This window comes from Lelliottia sp. 489, assembly GCF_050435885.1.
Classification (GTDB): domain Bacteria; phylum Pseudomonadota; class Gammaproteobacteria; order Enterobacterales; family Enterobacteriaceae; genus Enterobacter; species Enterobacter nimipressuralis.
On the sequence record NZ_JBNDLC010000003.1, the window covers coordinates 326,381 to 342,689 of the forward strand.

Here is a 16,309-nt window from a genome sequence, read left to right on the forward strand (position 1 = left end):
CTGCCCGGTTTCAAAATGGCGAGTCAAACAGCCCGATTACTCGCCTTTTTTGGCTGCCTGAATGTACAGCATTTCCAGCGCCAGTGTTGCAGCGGCCAGAGCCGTGATTTCAGACTGATCGTACGCTGGTGCCACTTCTACCACATCCATCCCCACGATGTTCAGGTCTTTCAGACCGCGAACCAGTTTGATCGCACGGTCAGACGTCAGGCCGCCAATGACCGGCGTACCGGTGCCCGGTGCAAACGCGGGGTCCAGGCAGTCGATATCAAAGGTCAGGTAGACAGGCATGTCGCCGACAATCTGCTTCACCTGCGCGATGATGTCGTCCACGCCGCGATCGTTCACCTGGCAGGCGTCCAGCACGGTGAAGCCGTTGTCTTTGTCGAATTCAGTACGGATACCGATCTGCACAGAGTGGTTTGGATCGATCAGGCCTTCGTTCGGCGCGGTGTAGAACATGGTGCCATGGTCAAACTCGCAGCCGTTCGCGTAGGTGTCCGTGTGGGCATCGAAATGCACCAGCGCCATTTTACCGAAATGTTTCGCGTGCGCGCGCAGCAGCGGCAGCGTCACAAAGTGGTCACCGCCGAAGGAGAGCATGCGCTTACCGGCAGCCAGCAGTTTTTCTGCGTGCGCCTGCAGTTTTTCGCTCATTTCACGCGCGTCGCCGAAGGCATACACCAGATCGCCGCAGTCAACGACGTTCAGGCGCTCACGCATATCGAAGTTCCACGGGAATCGGTTGTGCTCCCAGGCCAGGTTGGTAGAGACCTGACGAATGGCCGCCGGACCGTGACGGCCACCGGCACGACCGGAGGTTGCCATATCAAACGGAACGCCGGTGATCACCCAGTCAGCGTCGCTGTCGTACGGCTGGAAGTTCATCGGAAGACGTAAAAAACCAAACGCGTTAGATACCAGAGAGTTGTCGTACTGATGACCTAAAGTGCTCATGTCCTGACCTCATGTAGAGTCGATGCATTAAAAATAGATGAAAAAAAATCCCCTCCGCGTCGTTAAACCCGACGAGGAAGGGATTGATTCGGAAACTGCATGTTGGTGCGAATTATCGCCGTTAATTCGTACAGGTTCAAGTATCCCGTAGGCCCGGTAAGCGCAGCGCCACCGGGCATTAACGGTTACTCGTCTTCCAGATAAGTGTACCCGTACAGACCCGCTTCAAACTCTTCCAGGAACTGCTGCTGCAGCGCAGCGTCCAGATCGGTGTTTTTCACCTGATCGCGGAACTGAGTCAGCAGTTTTTTCGGATCCAGCTGCACGTACTCCAGCATGTCCGCCACGGTGTCGCCCTCGTCGGAAAGCTCCACTTCCACGTTGCCGTCAGGGAAGACAAAGACGTCAACCGCTTCGGTATCACCGAACAGGTTGTGCATGTTGCCTAAAATTTCCTGATACGCACCGACCATAAAGAAGCCCAGCATTGGCGGGTTCTCAGGATCGTACTCCGGCATTGGCATGGTGGTGGCAATCCCGTCGCCGTCCACGTAGTGATCGATAGCGCCGTCGGAATCACAGGTGATGTCCAGCAGCACTGCGCGACGTTCCGGCGCATGATTCAGCCCTTCCAGCGGCAGTACCGGGAACAGCTGATCGATACCCCAGGCATCCGGCATCGACTGGAACAGCGAGAAGTTGACGTAAATCTTATCCGCCATACGTTCCTGCAGTTCGTCGATAATCGGACGGTGCGCACGGTTGCTCGGGTCGAGCTGTTTCTGCACTTCGTGGCACATATTCAGATACAGCTGCTCTGCCCACGCGCGTTCCTGCAGGCTAAAGGTGCCTGATGAATAGCCGACGTGAATGTCATGCAGATCCATCTGGCTGTCGTGCAGCCATTCACGCAGGGAGCGACGGGTGCCCGGCTCATGCATCTCCTGCCAGGTTTCCCACATGTTTTGCAGAGCACGCGGCGCATCGTCCTGCGGGGGTGTCGCTTCCGTATTCTCACTGCGTTCAACACCGATAATATTGGAAACCAGCACCGTATGGTGCGCGGTTACCGCACGACCAGACTCGGTGATCACCGTTGGATGCGGCAAACCGTTCTCTTCACAGGCATCACCAATCGCCCAGATAATGTTGTTCGCGTACTCGTTCAGACCGTAGTTCACGGAGCAGTCAGACTGCGAGCGCGTTCCTTCGTAGTCCACACCCAGACCGCCGCCGACATCGAAGCACTCGATGTTAACGCCAAGCTTATGCAGTTCGACATAGAAGCGAGCCGATTCACGTACGCCCGTGGCGATATCGCGAATATTGGCCATCTGCGAACCGAGGTGGAAGTGCAGAAGCTGGATACTGTCCAGACGCCCGCGTTCGCGCAGCATTTCCACCAGCTGCAGCACCTGACCCGCCGCCAGACCGAATTTAGATTTTTCGCCGCCGGAGGACTGCCATTTACCGGAACCTTGCGACGCCAGACGCGCACGCACGCCCAGGCGCGGCACTACGTTCAGACGCTCGGCCTCTTCCAGCACAATAGCGATTTCCGTCATCTTCTCGATAACCAGATAGACCTTGTGGCCCATCTTCTCGCCAATCAGCGCCAGACGAATGTATTCACGGTCTTTATAGCCGTTACAGACGATCACTGAGCGCGTCATACCAGCGTGCGCCAGTACCGCCATCAGTTCCGCTTTAGAACCGGCTTCCAGACCCAGTGGTTCACCGGAATGGATCAGCGATTCAATGACACGACGGTGCTGGTTTACCTTGATTGGATAGACCAGGAAGTAGTCGCCCTTGTATCCATAAGACTCACGCGCGCGCTTGAACGCCGCATTAATGGAGCGCAAACGGTGTTGCAGGATCTGCGGGAAGCAGAACAGTGCAGGCAGACGTTGCCCTTGCGCTTCGCGCGCTTTCACCAGTTTGGCGAGATCCACGCGAGCTTCCGGTACGTCAGGATCCGGGCAAACGCTGATATGGCCCAGTTCGTTGACGTCGTAGTAGTTATTACCCCACCAGGCAATATTGTATGTGCGCAGCATCTTGCTGGCCTCTTCGGAGCTCATCGCAACCTCCTGCATAGAACGTAGTACACCCTGTCCGCCCGCTGACGAAGGCGAAACCGAAGACATGTCGTCAGACATAGCGAACCTCAACTCTTTGTATTAAGTGTAAAACAGTTGACTACTATCGCAGTGTCACACCACGATAACAACCCATAAACGGCCCCGCATTCCAGCAGAGTGTGCTGAAATTCAGACCGTGCGACCGGTTTCTTATTCATATCATTGTAAAACACGTAACCGAACTCTGTATGACAAGGTTCGGCGAAACCACGAGATAACTCCTGAATTAACAAGAGCGCCCTTGTTCAGTTTTCACAAAGCGGATGGCCGGCCCTGGAATCCTGAGAAGCACCGAAATGGGTATAACATCGGCAGGTTTGCAGATTAGAAATGCGAGTTGCGGGAAACAGACGCACGCCAGAACAGCGTAACTGAGTTAGCGGAAAACGAGAGTTCATTATCGGGTATCACCTCCACGGCCGCCTTCAGAAGACGAACCTCAAGCCAAAGCTAAGTGTTCACTGCTCAACCCGGCTGGAAGTGGCGACACGATGAAATCATCGAGCGCTTTTTTGTATGAGCCGCGCGCCGCGTTTTATACCCACATCACTCCCAAAATGCAAAGTATAAATGCGCGCCTTGCCAGCCCCGTCAGGAAAAATTTCCACCTGCCTTTTAAGCACAGTGAGACCTTAGTCAAAAAAAACTGGAAATCGGGCGAAGAAGTGACCTAAAATAGCCGTCCAGATGTTAATCCATCTATACTGATTAACACTCAGACTGCCGGTGTCATTTACCTGCCGGTCTTGGTAGAATCGTCTTCTACGGCCATTCCGCACAGCAGTTTGAGCTTACCAAATTATCCTTAGGTGAAATAAAACATGGCAAAACACCTGTTTACGTCCGAGTCTGTATCAGAAGGGCATCCTGATAAAATCGCTGACCAAATCTCCGATGCAGTGCTGGATGCGATCCTGGAGCAGGATCCTAAAGCGCGCGTGGCGTGCGAAACCTATGTCAAAACGGGCATGGTTCTGGTAGGTGGTGAGATCACCACCAGTGCATGGGTTGATATCGAAGAGATCACCCGTAACACCGTGCGTGAAATCGGCTACGTGCATTCTGATATGGGCTTTGATGCCAACTCTTGCGCCGTATTAAGCGCAATTGGCAAACAGTCCCCGGACATCAATCAGGGCGTCGATCGTACCGATCCGCTTGAGCAAGGTGCTGGCGACCAGGGCCTGATGTTTGGCTACGCGACCAACGAAACCGACGTGCTGATGCCTGCCCCCATCACTTACGCGCACCGTCTGGTGCAGCGTCAGGCTGAAGTGCGTAAAAACGGCGCGCTGCCGTGGCTGCGCCCGGATGCAAAAAGCCAGATCACTTTCCAGTATGACGACGGCAAAATCGTCGGTATTGACGCGGTCGTACTGTCGACTCAGCACTCCGAAGACGTTTCGCTGAAAACGCTGCAGGAAGCGGTCATGGAAGAGATCATCAAGCCGGTTCTGCCTGCAGAATGGCTGAATGCCTCCACCAAGTACCACATCAACCCAACGGGCCGTTTTGTTATCGGTGGCCCAATGGGCGACTGCGGTCTGACCGGTCGTAAGATTATCGTTGATACCTACGGCGGCATGGCTCGTCACGGTGGCGGCGCGTTCTCCGGTAAAGATCCGTCTAAAGTTGACCGTTCTGCTGCGTACGCTGCACGTTATGTGGCGAAAAACATCGTGGCTGCGGGCCTGGCAGATCGTTGTGAAATTCAGGTTTCCTACGCAATCGGCGTGGCAGAACCTACCTCCATCATGGTTGAAACGTTCGGTACCGAGAAGATCTCTACCGAACAGCTGACCCTGCTGGTGCGCGAGTTCTTCGACCTGCGTCCATACGGCCTGATTCAGATGCTGGATCTGCTGCACCCAATCTACAAAGAAACCGCTGCATACGGTCACTTTGGTCGCGAACATTTCCCATGGGAAAAAACCGACAAAGCCGCCCTGCTGCGTGACGCTGCCGGTCTGTAATTAGCGACTGATAGCGTTCTTCAAGGCCAGCCTCGTGCTGGCCTTTTGCATTTCTGCTCCCGGGATTTTGCCCGCCCGCGCTTCGCTTTTGTGAGCTACATTTCCTTAACGCCCTATACGCGTTAGAGACCGCCGCCGCCCGGCAAACCACTCCTACTGAAACCGCTTACACCACGCCATAAAAGCACTTCTTTCAGAATAATCTCTTTGCATGTTCTGCCTTCATCTGCTGTTACATTTCATTTCAGTTAAGTCTGAAACTGCGTTAAACGGGATGCACATCAACAGAATTAACACTATATTTTCAGAGCTTTAATAAAACTGACAGTTATAAGTGAGTGTAACCGATTACACCAATGTGAGTAGCGTCACATATTTTTACGCCGTACTAACCTACCCTTTACATCGATAAAACTGATAACCCAACTGGAGGGCATAATGCCTGACAATAATAAACAGGGGCGTACGTCCAACAAGGCGATGACATTCTTTGTCTGCTTCCTCGCAGCCCTGGCAGGACTTCTTTTCGGCCTGGATATCGGCGTCATTGCCGGTGCTTTACCCTTCATCACCGATGAATTCCAGATCAGCCCACATACCCAGGAATGGGTGGTGAGCTCCATGATGTTCGGTGCTGCCGTCGGTGCTGTCGGCAGCGGCTGGCTCTCCTACCGTCTCGGACGTAAAAAGAGCCTGATGATTGGCGCGATTCTGTTTGTCGCCGGTTCACTCTGCTCCGCCGCCGCACCTAACGTCGAAGTGCTGATCATCTCCCGCGTACTGCTCGGTCTGGCGGTTGGCGTGGCGTCGTACACTGCCCCGCTGTATCTGTCTGAAATCGCGCCAGAGAAAATTCGCGGCAGCATGATCTCCATGTATCAGCTGATGATCACCATCGGTATTCTTGGCGCGTACCTTTCCGATACGGCCTTCAGCTACAGCGGCGCATGGCGCTGGATGCTGGGCGTGATTATCATCCCGGCCATTTTGCTGCTGATCGGTGTCTTCTTCCTGCCGGACAGCCCGCGCTGGTACGCCGCGAAACGTCGCTTCCATGATGCGGAACGCGTGCTGATGCGCCTGCGTGATACCAGTGCTGAAGCCAAAAACGAGCTTGATGAAATCCGCGAAAGCCTGAAGGTCAAACAGACCGGCTGGGCGCTGTTTAAAGAGAACAGCAACTTCCGTCGCGCGGTGTTCCTCGGTGTGCTGCTACAGGTGATGCAACAGTTCACTGGGATGAACGTCATCATGTACTACGCGCCAAAAATCTTTGAGCTGGCCGGGTATACCAACACCACCGAGCAGATGTGGGGCACCGTGATCGTCGGTCTGACCAACGTGCTGGCGACCTTTATCGCAATCGGTCTGGTTGACCGTTGGGGCCGTAAGCCAACGCTGACCTTAGGTTTCCTGGTAATGGCTATCGGGATGGGCGTGCTGGGGACCATGATGCATATGGGCATTCACTCCGCGACCGCGCAGTACTTTGCCGTCGCGATGCTGCTGATGTTTATCGTCGGTTTTGCGATGAGTGCCGGTCCGCTGATTTGGGTGCTGTGTTCCGAAATCCAGCCGCTGAAAGGGCGTGATTTTGGTATAACCTGCTCAACGGCAACGAACTGGATTGCCAACATGATCGTCGGCGCAACGTTCCTGACCATGCTGAATACCCTCGGCAATGCCAATACCTTCTGGGTATACGGTGGTCTGAACCTGTTCTTTATTGTTCTGACACTGTGGCTGGTTCCTGAAACCAAACACGTCTCTCTGGAACATATCGAACGCAACCTGATGAAAGGCCGTCCACTGCGTGAGATTGGGGCGCAGAACTAAGATTATTGTGGCCTGATGCCCTCCCCCATCACACGGGTAGAGGGTGATACACGAAAAGCCTTCTCCACCGGAGAAGGCTTTACTGTTTATATCCACCGCATTATCCTCTGGCCCTATGAAAACCCCACGTCTTCCCATCGCCCTCCAGCAAGCCGTTATGCGCGCATTGCGGGATAAACTCGCGCAGGCCAACCTGAAGCTCGGGCGAAATTACCCTGAACCTAAACTGGTCTATCAGCAGCGCGGGACGTCGGCGGGCACCGCCTGGCTGGAATCCTACGAGATCCGTCTCAATCCAGTGCTGATGATGGAAAACCAGCAGGCATTTATCGACGAAGTTGTCCCTCATGAGCTGGCGCATCTGCTGGTGTGGAAACACTTTGGCCGCGTGGCACCACACGGCAAAGAGTGGAAATGGATGATGGAAGCCGTGCTGGGTGTTCCCGCCCGCCGTACGCACCAGTTTGAGCTAGAATCGGTGCGGCGAAATACCTTCCCCTACCGCTGCCAGTGCCAGCAGCACCAGCTGACCGTTCGCAGACATAATCGTGTGGTACGCGGCGAGGCCATCTACCGCTGCGTTAAATGCGGCGAGCCGCTGGTCGCAGAATAATCAATTGAACAATCAGGAACTTTCCTGATCTGACTGATTGCATACTGGAACATCTTTCGCTACGTTGCGGGCTCGTTTTGACACGGAGTTTGAGATGTCCCGTCATTATTCTTTCGCTGTTGCCTTTCTGGCGACGGTGCTCGCAGGCCCTGCGCTGGCCGAAGGTATTAACAGTTTTTCCCAGGCAAAAGCCGCAGGCGTCAAAGTGAACGCCGACGCGCCGGGTGATTTCTATTGCGGATGTAAAATTAACTGGCAGGGCAAAAAAGGGGTCGTTGACCTCGAATCCTGCGGTTACAAAGTGCGTAAAAATGAAAACCGCGCCAACCGTATCGAATGGGAACACGTGGTGCCGGCATGGCAGTTCGGCCATCAGCGCCAGTGCTGGCAGGATGGCGGGCGTAAAAACTGCGCCAAAGATCCTGTCTATCGCCAGATTGAAAGTGATATGCACAACCTGCAGCCCGCCGTGGGCGAGGTCAATGGCGATCGCGCCAACTTCATGTACAGCCAGTGGAACGGCGGCGAAGGTCAGTACGGCCAGTGCAAAATGAAAGTCGATTTCAAAGAGAAAGTGGCCGAGCCGCCAGCCCGCGCGCGCGGCAGTATCGCCCGCACCTACTTCTATATGCGCGATCGCTATGACCTGAACCTCTCCCGCCAACAAACCCAGCTTTTTAACGCCTGGGATAAGCTGTATCCGGTCACCGACTGGGAGTGTGAGCGCGATAACCGCATCGCCAAAGTCCAGGGGAATCACAACCCGTACGTGCAGCGGGCTTGCCAGGCGCAAAAGAGCTAACCTACACTAGCGGCAATTGCTATTTTACCCCTCACTTCGCCCACTCTTTAAGGGAGTGGGAAGTTTTAGATGGAATACTGACTATGCGCATCCCTCGCATCTATCACCCTGAACCGATCACCGCAGGCCACGAAATCGCCCTCTCCGACGAAGCCGCGAACCATGTAGGCCGCGTATTGCGCATGGGCGCGGGCCAGGCCGTGCAGCTTTTCGACGGCAGCAACCAGGTGTTCGACGCCGAAATCACTCGCGCCGATAAAAAGAGTGTGCAGGTGAATGTGTTGCGAGGCGAAGTGGATGACCGCGAATCCCCGCTGCATATCCATCTGGGCCAGGTAATGTCGCGCGGTGAAAAAATGGAATTCACCATTCAGAAATCGATTGAACTGGGTGTAAGCCTCATTACGCCACTTTTTTCTGAGCGCTGTGGCGTTAAACTGGATGCTGAACGTCTGAACAAAAAAATTCAGCAATGGCAGAAAATCGCCATCGCCGCGTGCGAACAGTGCGGCCGCAACCGCATTCCGACGATCCGCCCGCCCATGGATTTAGAGGCGTGGTGTGCCGAACAAGAGAGCGGCTTAAAGCTTAATCTTCACCCGCGCGCCAGCGCCAGCATTAATACGCTGCCGCTGCCGGTGGAAAGCGTGCGGCTGCTGATCGGCCCGGAAGGTGGGCTGTCGGCAGACGAAATTGCCATGACCGCACGTTATGAATTTACTGATATTCTGTTGGGACCTCGCGTTCTACGTACTGAGACGACTGCACTCACAGCCATCACTGCACTCCAGGTGCGTTTTGGCGATCTGGGTTGAAGCATTAACGGAGAAGAACAATGATCAAGCTCGGCATCGTGATGGACCCCATCGCAAGCATTAACATCAAGAAAGATTCCAGCTTCGCTATGCTGCTGGAAGCACAGCGTCGCGGCTACCAGCTTCATTACATGGAGATGGCCGATCTGTACCTGAATAATGGTGAAGCCCGCGCGCGGACGCGCATCGTGAACGTCGAGCAAAATTACGATAAATGGTACGAGTTCGGCTCTGAGCAGGATATTCCCCTCGCCGAACTCGATGTGATCCTGATGCGTAAAGATCCCCCGTTCGACACCGAATTCATCTACTGCACCTATATTCTTGAGCGCGCAGAAGAGAAAGGCACGCTGATTGTTAACAAACCGCAGAGCCTGCGCGACTGTAACGAGAAACTTTATACCGCCTGGTTCTCCGACCTGACGCCAGAAACGCTCGTCACCCGTAACAAAGCACAGCTGAAAGCTTTCTGGCAGAAACATGGCGACATCATTCTGAAGCCGCTGGACGGAATGGGCGGTGCGTCGATCTTCCGCGTGAAAGAAGGCGATCCGAACCTCGGCGTTATTGCGGAAACCCTGACCGAGCACGGCACCCGCTACTGCATGGCGCAGAACTATATTCCGGCCATCGTGGACGGCGATAAACGCGTGCTGGTCGTCGATGGCGAGCCGGTACCTTACTGCCTGGCGCGTATCCCGCAGGGCGGCGAAACGCGTGGCAATCTGGCAGCCGGTGGCCGTGGCGAGCCGCGCCCGCTGACGGAAAGCGACTGGGAAATCGCGCGCCGCGTCGGCCCGATGCTGAAGGCCAAAGGGCTGATTTTCGTCGGTCTGGATATCATCGGCGACCGCCTGACGGAAGTGAACGTCACCAGCCCGACCTGTATCCGCGAAATCGAAGCCGAGTTCCCGGTCTCGATCACCGGTATGCTGATGGACGCGATTGAAAAACGTCTGAAGCAGTAACGCTCTCGCACATGCCGCCGGTCATCTACCTGCGGCGAAGTCAATAGTGACAAGGCCCAGCTTTCTCCGCATACTGGGCCTTGTCGCTTTTTAAACCAGGAATCAGAACCTCTGACAATGAATTTACAGCATCACTTTCTTATTGCCATGCCTGCTCTCCAGGACCCGATTTTTCGTCGAGCTGTCGTGTATGTCTGTGAATACAGCGAAGACGGCGCAATGGGGATTATCATCAACAAACCGCTGGAAAACCTGCAAATCGAGGGCATTCTTGAGAAGCTCAAGATCACGCCTGAAGAGCGCGCCCCGGAAATCCGCCTGGATAAGCCGGTGATGCTCGGTGGCCCGCTGGCAGAAGATCGCGGCTTTATTTTGCATACGCCTCCGGGTTTCTCCTCCAGTATTCGCGTTTCCGATAATACGGTGATCACCACCTCGCGCGACGTTCTGGAAACCCTCGGCACGCACAATCAGCCTTCCGAAGTGCTGGTCGCGCTGGGCTACTCCTCCTGGGAGAAAGGCCAGCTTGAGCAGGAAATTCTCGATAACGCGTGGCTCACGGCCCCGGCGGATCTGAATATTCTGTTTAAAACCCCTATCGCCGATCGCTGGCGCGAAGCGGCAAAACTCATTGGTATCGACATCCAGACCATGCCTGGTGTGGCGGGGCACGCATAATGAGCGGAACGCTTCTCTCCTTTGATTTCGGCACCCGAAGTATTGGCGTGGCGATTGGTCAGCGCATTACCGGCACGGCACGCCCCTTAACGGCGATCAAAGCCCAGGACGGTACGCCCGACTGGGCCATTATCGAGCGCCTGCTGAAAGAGTGGCAGCCCGAAGCCGTGATCGTTGGGCTACCGCTCAACATGGACGGCACCGAGCAGCCGCTCACCGCCCGTGCGCGCAAGTTTGCAAATAAGATCCATGGCCGCTTTGGCGTCGTCGTTAAGCTGCACGATGAACGTCTGAGCACCGTTGAAGCCCGCGCAGGTCTGTTTGAGCATGGCGGATTCCGCGCGCTAAACAAAGGCAGCGTCGATTCTGCTTCGGCGGTGATTATTCTCGAAAGCTACTTCGAGCAAGGGTTTTAATTTCGCTAAAGCCTTCCCTGCGCTTTGCGCTCTGCAAGGCTTTGGTCGAAATTCTGCATACCCGCCTGCTGCCCGGTCTGGATCACACCGGGCAACTGCCAGGTTTTCCCTTCGCGGATAAGATTGGCCGACGCCGGTGTGTTCACCAGCATCTCAAACAGCGCTACCCGCCCGCCCTGAAGGTCCCGTACCAGTTTTTGTGCCAGCACCGCACGCAGGCTTCCTGCCAGTTGGTTTCGCACCGGATCTTTCTCTTCAGCCGGAAAGGTGTCCACCAGCCGTTCAATGGCCTGAGCCGCCCCTCGCGTGTGCAGCGTCGCCAGCACCAGATGCCCGGTCTCGGCGGCCGTGAGCGCCAGGCGGATCGTTTCGCTATCGCGCAATTCACCCAACAAAATGACATCCGGATCTTCACGCAGCGCCGCCCGCAGCCCCTGTGCAAATGACGGGCAGTGCAGGCCAATTTCCCGCTGCTGAATCAGGCACCGCTGGCTTTGATAAACGTACTCCACCGGATCTTCTAGCGTCAGAATATGGCCGTCGGAATGGTGGTTGAGATAATCCACCATCGCCGCAAGCGTTGTGGATTTGCCGCTGCCGGTGGCCCCCGTCACCAGAATCAGGCCATTGTCACTGGAGAGCAGGTCGGGAATGACGCGCGGCGCGCCAAGCGTTGAGAGCTGCGGGCACTCCTCCGGCAGAAGTCTCAGCGTCAGCGAAACGCCATGGATATGCACAAACGCGCTGGCACGCAGACGCTTGCCACTGAGCAAGGTCACCGCGAAATCCACGTGTCCATTTGCCCACCAGGTGCCCTGTTGTTCGTCATTCAGCCATGTTTTTAACAGCTGCGCGACATCAGGTGGAGGAAAGGGCGCCGGCTCGAGTTTGCCTAATCTACGCCAGCGCGGTGGCGAATCGCTGCACAGGTGTAGATCCGAGACATTATGCTTTACACTAAGGGCCACAATTTCTTCCATATCCATACAACCATCCTCGGACTCATGAACGATATTGCGCATAACCTGGCACAGGTCAGGGACAAAATCTCAGCCGCTGCAACGCGTTGCGGCCGTGCTTCAGAAGAAGTTTCGTTGCTTGCAGTGAGTAAAACGAAGCCTGCGAGCGCCATCGCAGAAGCCATCGACGCCGGGCAGCGCGCTTTTGGCGAAAACTACGTTCAGGAAGGTGTGGACAAAATTCGCTATTTCCAGCAAACCGGGAATACGAATCTTGAGTGGCACTTTATCGGTCCGTTGCAGTCGAACAAAAGTCGGCTGGTTGCTGAGCATTTTGACTGGTGTCATACGGTCGATCGTCTGCGCATCGCCACACGGTTGAGCGATCAACGCCCTGCCGACATGGCACCGCTTAACATCCTGATTCAAATCAATATTAGCGATGAGAACAGTAAGTCTGGTATCACTCTGGCTGAGCTGGATGCGCTGGCCGAACAGGTGTCTGAACTGCCCGGTTTGACCCTGCGCGGGCTGATGGCGATTCCGGCGCCGGAAACGAGTTACGACAGGCAGTTTGCCGTAGCACAGCAAATGGCTGTAGCATTTGAGGCGCTTAAAGCGCGCTACACGACCGTAGACACGCTTTCACTGGGCATGTCGGACGATATGGAAGCCGCCATCGCGGCAGGCAGCACTATGGTGCGCATCGGCACAGCCATTTTCGGTGCGCGCGATTACACCCCAAAATAAGGAAACCTGAGGAACGCCATGAAGACGTTGACTTTCCTGCTCTCAACGGTCATTGAGCTGTATACGATGGCGCTGCTGTTACGCGTCTGGATGCAGTGGGCTCGTTGTGATTTTTATAACCCGTTCTCGCAGTTTGTCGTGAAAATCACACAACCTGTTATTGGGCCGCTGCGCCGCATTATCCCACCGATGGGGCCGATCGACAGCGCCTCTCTGCTGGTGGCGTTTGTGCTCAGTATCATCAAAGCTATCGTGCTGTTTATGGTGGTCACCTTCCAGCCGATCATCTGGATCGCAGCGGTGCTGATCCTGCTGAAAACCATTGGCCTGCTGATCTTCTGGGTGCTACTGGTGATGGCGGTCATGAGCTGGGTGAGTCGCGGCCGTAGCCCGGTTGAATACGCCATGATTCAGCTGACGGAGCCGCTCCTGCGCCCGATCCGCAATCTGCTGCCAGCCATGGGCGGGATCGATTTTTCGCCGATGATTCTGGTGCTGCTGCTGTATGTCCTGAACATGGGCATCGCTGAACTGTTACAGTCAACGGGCAACATGCTGCTGCCGGGGCTGTGGATGGCGCTATGAGTGCCGTCAGTCACCTCGCCGACGGGCTGGTTTTGCGGCTGTATATTCAGCCTAAAGCCAGCCGCGACAGCATCGTGGGATTACATGGCGACGAGCTAAAAGTCGCCATTACCGCCCCTCCCGTGGACGGCCAGGCGAACGCGCATTTGACCAAATATCTGGCAAAACAGTTTCGCGTCGCCAAAAGCCAGGTCATCATTGAAAAGGGTGACCTGGGGCGTCATAAACAGGTAAAAATCCTCAACCCGCAACACATCCCGACGGAAGTCGCGGCACTGTCACAACAGGATTAACGTATGCAGAAAGTTGTTCTCGCGACCGGTAACGCCGGTAAAGTGCGCGAGCTGGCCTCGCTATTAAATGATTTTGGTCTGGATGTGGTCGCGCAGACCGAGCTGGGCGTCGAGTCCGCGGAAGAGACCGGCCTGACGTTTATCGAAAACGCGATTCTGAAAGCGCGCCATGCGGCACAGGTCACTGGCCTTCCGGCTATCGCGGATGATTCCGGGCTGGCGGTCGATGCGCTGGGCGGCGCGCCGGGCATTTACTCTGCGCGCTATTCTGGCGTAGACGCCACCGACCAGCAGAATCTGGAAAAGCTGCTGGAGACGCTGAAAGCGGTGCCGGACGAGCAGCGCCAGGCGCAGTTCCACTGCGTGCTGGTCTATATGCGCCATGCAGAAGATCCCACGCCGATTGTCTGCCACGGCAGCTGGCCTGGCGTGATTGCCCGCGAATCATCAGGAAATGGCGGGTTTGGCTACGATCCGATTTTCTTTGTTCCCACTGAGGGCAAAACCGCAGCGGAACTGACCCGCGAAGAAAAAAGCGCGATTTCCCATCGTGGGCGCGCGTTGAAACTGTTACTGGAAGCATTACGTAATGGCTAATTTGCCACCTCTGAGTCTTTATATTCACATCCCGTGGTGCGTGCAGAAATGCCCGTACTGCGATTTCAATTCGCACGCGCTGAAAGGCGAAGTGCCGCATGACGACTACGTTCAGCATCTGTTGACCGATCTGGATGCCGACGTACCTTACGCACAGGGACGTGAAGTTAAGACCATTTTTATTGGTGGCGGTACACCGAGCCTGCTTTCTGGCCCGGCGATGCAGACGCTGCTGGACGGCGTGCGTGCGCGCCTGAATCTGGCAGCCGATGCGGAAATCACCATGGAAGCCAACCCGGGCACCGTGGAAGCCGATCGTTTTGTCGAGTATCAGCGCGCCGGAGTGAACCGTATCTCGATTGGCGTACAGAGCTTTAGCGAACCAAAGCTCAAGCGTCTGGGTCGTATTCACGGTCCGGAAGAGGCGAAACGCGCGGCGCACCTGGCAACCGGTCTGGGGCTTCGCAGCTTTAACCTCGATTTGATGCACGGCTTGCCCGATCAGTCTCTGGAAGAGGCGCTGGACGATTTGCGCCAGGCTATCGAGCTGAACCCGCCGCATCTCTCCTGGTATCAGCTGACCATTGAGCCAAATACCCTGTTTGGTTCGCGCCCGCCGGTCCTGCCCGACGACGACGCCCTGTGGGATATTTTCGAACAAGGCCATCAGCTGCTGACGGCTGCGGGTTATCAGCAGTACGAAACGTCCGCCTACGCGAAGCCCGGCTACCAGTGTCAGCACAACCTCAACTACTGGCGCTTTGGCGATTATTTAGGTATCGGCTGCGGCGCACACGGCAAAGTGACTTTCCCTGACGGGCGTATTTTGCGTACCGCGAAAACCCGTCATCCACGCGGGTATATGGAGGGGCGCTATCTGGAGCGTCAGCACGACGTGGCGGTAGACGATAAACCCTTTGAGTTCTTCATGAACCGTTTCCGTCTGCTGGAAGCGGCCCCACGCGCGGAGTTTACGCTTTATACCGGCTTGCCGGAAAGCGTGATTCGACCACAGATTGATGCCGCGCTGGAGAAAGGGTATATGACGGAATGCGACGCGTACTGGCAGATTACTGAACACGGGAAACTGTTCTTAAACTCCCTGCTCGAGCTGTTCCTCGCCGAAGAGTCCTGACGCGCAAAATCAAAAGCGTGAAGAGATCCACTCCCGGGGAGGGAGTGGATACGAATAATTACTTCAGCGTACTCACCAGCGCCTTGCGGCTGTCTTCCAGTGTTACCACGCGTTGACACACGTCTTTGCCGAATTTCTGGAAATCCGCTTCCTGATTCTTCCATTCGTTCTGAATCGAGGTCTGCAATCCGCCCAGGCTGCCTAATACGCCCTGCAGTGGATTACCGCCGCCTTTCAGCACGGCTTTCGCCCCCATCTCATTGATGCTGTCCTGCAGAATGCCGCCCATCGCCTGATTCACCAGGTTCTGTCCGTCTGCGCGCACCTGATCGATGGCTTTATAGTGGAACGTCAGACCATCCGTGCGGTGCTCGATGATACGGTTCATCTGCTCTTTCAGCTGGGCGTCCAGCTTGGTCAGACGGGTGCGCATATTGCTGCTCTCACCCACCTCTTTGGCGATGATCTTATCCAGCGCCACACGGCCTTTCTCAACGCGCGTCAGGGCGCCTTCGTCGATCCAGGGCAGCGCTGAGCGCAGATCCGCCTGATAATCTTTCGCCTGCTCGCGTTGGGCCGCGCTCAGGGTGTATTGCTTGCCGTTGTACATCACGTTGCCATCCGGCGTGATCACCAGATTGCCGTTCTCACCTTTAACCTGAACGGTTTGCGGGCTGAGAATCACATCGTCGCGCGGTGTGACTTCACATTTGTAGTCCGCATGGGCAGTTAACGCGGTGGTCATCAATGCCACAGCCAGCAGCGTTTTGCGCATCATAATTATCCCT

General features: G+C 55.6%; 20 protein-coding genes. 14 read left to right on the plus strand and 6 right to left on the minus strand.

Annotated elements, in window-relative coordinates; genetic code table 11:
* Window positions 1–36: 36 nt before the first annotated feature.
* From speB to ABIE11_RS12820, 4 genes are all read right to left on the minus strand, one after another.
* A complete protein-coding gene (gene speB / locus ABIE11_RS12805) occupies window positions 37–957 on the minus strand; it encodes an agmatinase (RefSeq protein WP_002434404.1) in 921 nt (306 codons plus the stop codon).
* A gap of 185 nt (window positions 958–1,142) precedes the next feature.
* Entirely contained in the window at window positions 1,143–3,119 is a 1,977-nt protein-coding gene (speA, locus tag ABIE11_RS12810; protein WP_100779009.1) for a biosynthetic arginine decarboxylase, read from the minus strand.
* A gap of 8 nt (window positions 3,120–3,127) precedes the next feature.
* Window positions 3,128–3,259 carry an acid stress response protein YqgB gene (gene yqgB, locus ABIE11_RS12815; protein WP_231276078.1) on the minus strand — a complete coding sequence of 44 codons (132 nt, stop codon included), beginning with the start codon at window positions 3,257–3,259 and terminating at the stop codon, window positions 3,128–3,130.
* An 87-nt stretch (window positions 3,260–3,346) separates the two neighbouring features.
* The gene (locus ABIE11_RS12820) at window positions 3,347–3,499 is read right to left on the minus strand and encodes a hypothetical protein (protein ID WP_420171146.1); all 153 of its coding nucleotides are present in this window, start codon (window positions 3,497–3,499) and stop codon (window positions 3,347–3,349) included.
* Between the two features lie 93 nt (window positions 3,500–3,592).
* Here ABIE11_RS12820 and ABIE11_RS12825 point away from each other — a divergent pair, with 93 nt between their 5' ends.
* The 9 genes from ABIE11_RS12825 (at window position 3,593) to ruvX (ending at window position 11,202) form a co-directional block, all read left to right on the plus strand.
* On the plus strand, window positions 3,593–3,775 hold the full coding sequence (locus tag ABIE11_RS12825; RefSeq protein WP_429184621.1) for a hypothetical protein: 183 nt from the start codon (window positions 3,593–3,595) through the stop codon (window positions 3,773–3,775).
* A gap of 147 nt (window positions 3,776–3,922) precedes the next feature.
* Window positions 3,923–5,074, plus strand: a complete 1,152-nt coding sequence (gene metK / locus ABIE11_RS12830; protein WP_102104710.1) for a methionine adenosyltransferase — start codon at window positions 3,923–3,925, stop codon at window positions 5,072–5,074.
* 438 nt (window positions 5,075–5,512) lie between these two features.
* Window positions 5,513–6,910: a sugar porter family MFS transporter gene (locus ABIE11_RS12835; RefSeq protein WP_100779007.1), complete on the plus strand. Its 1,398-nt coding sequence runs from the start codon at window positions 5,513–5,515 to the stop codon at window positions 6,908–6,910.
* A 115-nt stretch (window positions 6,911–7,025) separates the two neighbouring features.
* The gene (locus tag ABIE11_RS12840; RefSeq protein WP_100779006.1) at window positions 7,026–7,523 is read left to right on the plus strand and encodes a SprT family zinc-dependent metalloprotease; all 498 of its coding nucleotides are present in this window, start codon (window positions 7,026–7,028) and stop codon (window positions 7,521–7,523) included.
* A gap of 94 nt (window positions 7,524–7,617) precedes the next feature.
* Window positions 7,618–8,325, plus strand: coding sequence for a deoxyribonuclease I (gene endA, locus ABIE11_RS12845; protein ID WP_429184622.1), 708 nt, complete (start codon window positions 7,618–7,620; stop codon window positions 8,323–8,325).
* An 83-nt stretch (window positions 8,326–8,408) separates the two neighbouring features.
* Complete coding sequence (rsmE, locus tag ABIE11_RS12850; protein WP_100779004.1) at window positions 8,409–9,140, plus strand: 16S rRNA (uracil(1498)-N(3))-methyltransferase; 732 nt, start codon at window positions 8,409–8,411, stop codon at window positions 9,138–9,140.
* Between the two features lie 20 nt (window positions 9,141–9,160).
* The gene (gshB, locus tag ABIE11_RS12855; RefSeq protein ID WP_100779003.1) at window positions 9,161–10,108 is read left to right on the plus strand and encodes a glutathione synthase; all 948 of its coding nucleotides are present in this window, start codon (window positions 9,161–9,163) and stop codon (window positions 10,106–10,108) included.
* A gap of 117 nt (window positions 10,109–10,225) precedes the next feature.
* Window positions 10,226–10,786: a YqgE/AlgH family protein gene (locus tag ABIE11_RS12860; protein ID WP_429184623.1), complete on the plus strand. Its 561-nt coding sequence runs from the start codon at window positions 10,226–10,228 to the stop codon at window positions 10,784–10,786.
* Window positions 10,786–11,202 carry a Holliday junction resolvase RuvX gene (gene ruvX / locus ABIE11_RS12865; protein ID WP_100779001.1) on the plus strand — a complete coding sequence of 139 codons (417 nt, stop codon included), beginning with the start codon at window positions 10,786–10,788 and terminating at the stop codon, window positions 11,200–11,202. Before ABIE11_RS12860 ends, ruvX begins: the two co-directional genes overlap by 1 nt.
* A 5-nt stretch (window positions 11,203–11,207) precedes the next feature.
* Here ruvX and ABIE11_RS12870 read toward each other — a convergent pair whose 3' ends face one another.
* Complete coding sequence (locus ABIE11_RS12870; protein WP_429184624.1) at window positions 11,208–12,188, minus strand: type IV pilus twitching motility protein PilT; 981 nt, start codon at window positions 12,186–12,188, stop codon at window positions 11,208–11,210.
* A gap of 18 nt (window positions 12,189–12,206) precedes the next feature.
* Here ABIE11_RS12870 and ABIE11_RS12875 point away from each other — a divergent pair, with 18 nt between their 5' ends.
* Genes ABIE11_RS12875 through hemW form a run of 5 tightly spaced genes read left to right on the plus strand, consistent with a single transcriptional unit; the run spans window position 12,207 to window position 15,521 of the window.
* Window positions 12,207–12,911 (plus strand): YggS family pyridoxal phosphate-dependent enzyme, encoded by a 705-nt coding sequence (locus ABIE11_RS12875; protein ID WP_107702881.1) that lies wholly within the window; start codon window positions 12,207–12,209, stop codon window positions 12,909–12,911.
* An 18-nt stretch (window positions 12,912–12,929) separates the two neighbouring features.
* Window positions 12,930–13,496 carry a YggT family protein gene (locus ABIE11_RS12880; RefSeq protein WP_100778998.1) on the plus strand — a complete coding sequence of 189 codons (567 nt, stop codon included), beginning with the start codon at window positions 12,930–12,932 and terminating at the stop codon, window positions 13,494–13,496.
* Complete coding sequence (gene yggU, locus ABIE11_RS12885; protein WP_429184625.1) at window positions 13,493–13,789, plus strand: DUF167 family protein YggU; 297 nt, start codon at window positions 13,493–13,495, stop codon at window positions 13,787–13,789. Before ABIE11_RS12880 ends, yggU begins: the two co-directional genes overlap by 4 nt.
* 3 nt (window positions 13,790–13,792) lie before the next feature.
* The gene (locus tag ABIE11_RS12890; protein ID WP_194512132.1) at window positions 13,793–14,386 is read left to right on the plus strand and encodes an XTP/dITP diphosphatase; all 594 of its coding nucleotides are present in this window, start codon (window positions 13,793–13,795) and stop codon (window positions 14,384–14,386) included.
* The gene (gene hemW / locus ABIE11_RS12895; RefSeq protein WP_429184626.1) at window positions 14,379–15,521 is read left to right on the plus strand and encodes a radical SAM family heme chaperone HemW; all 1,143 of its coding nucleotides are present in this window, start codon (window positions 14,379–14,381) and stop codon (window positions 15,519–15,521) included. Before ABIE11_RS12890 ends, hemW begins: the two co-directional genes overlap by 8 nt.
* 58 nt (window positions 15,522–15,579) lie before the next feature.
* On the opposite strand, the gene ABIE11_RS12900 is transcribed toward hemW, so the two are convergent.
* Window positions 15,580–16,299, minus strand: coding sequence for a DUF2884 domain-containing protein (locus tag ABIE11_RS12900; protein ID WP_100778994.1), 720 nt, complete (start codon window positions 16,297–16,299; stop codon window positions 15,580–15,582).
* Between the last annotated feature and the right edge of the window lie 10 nt (window positions 16,300–16,309).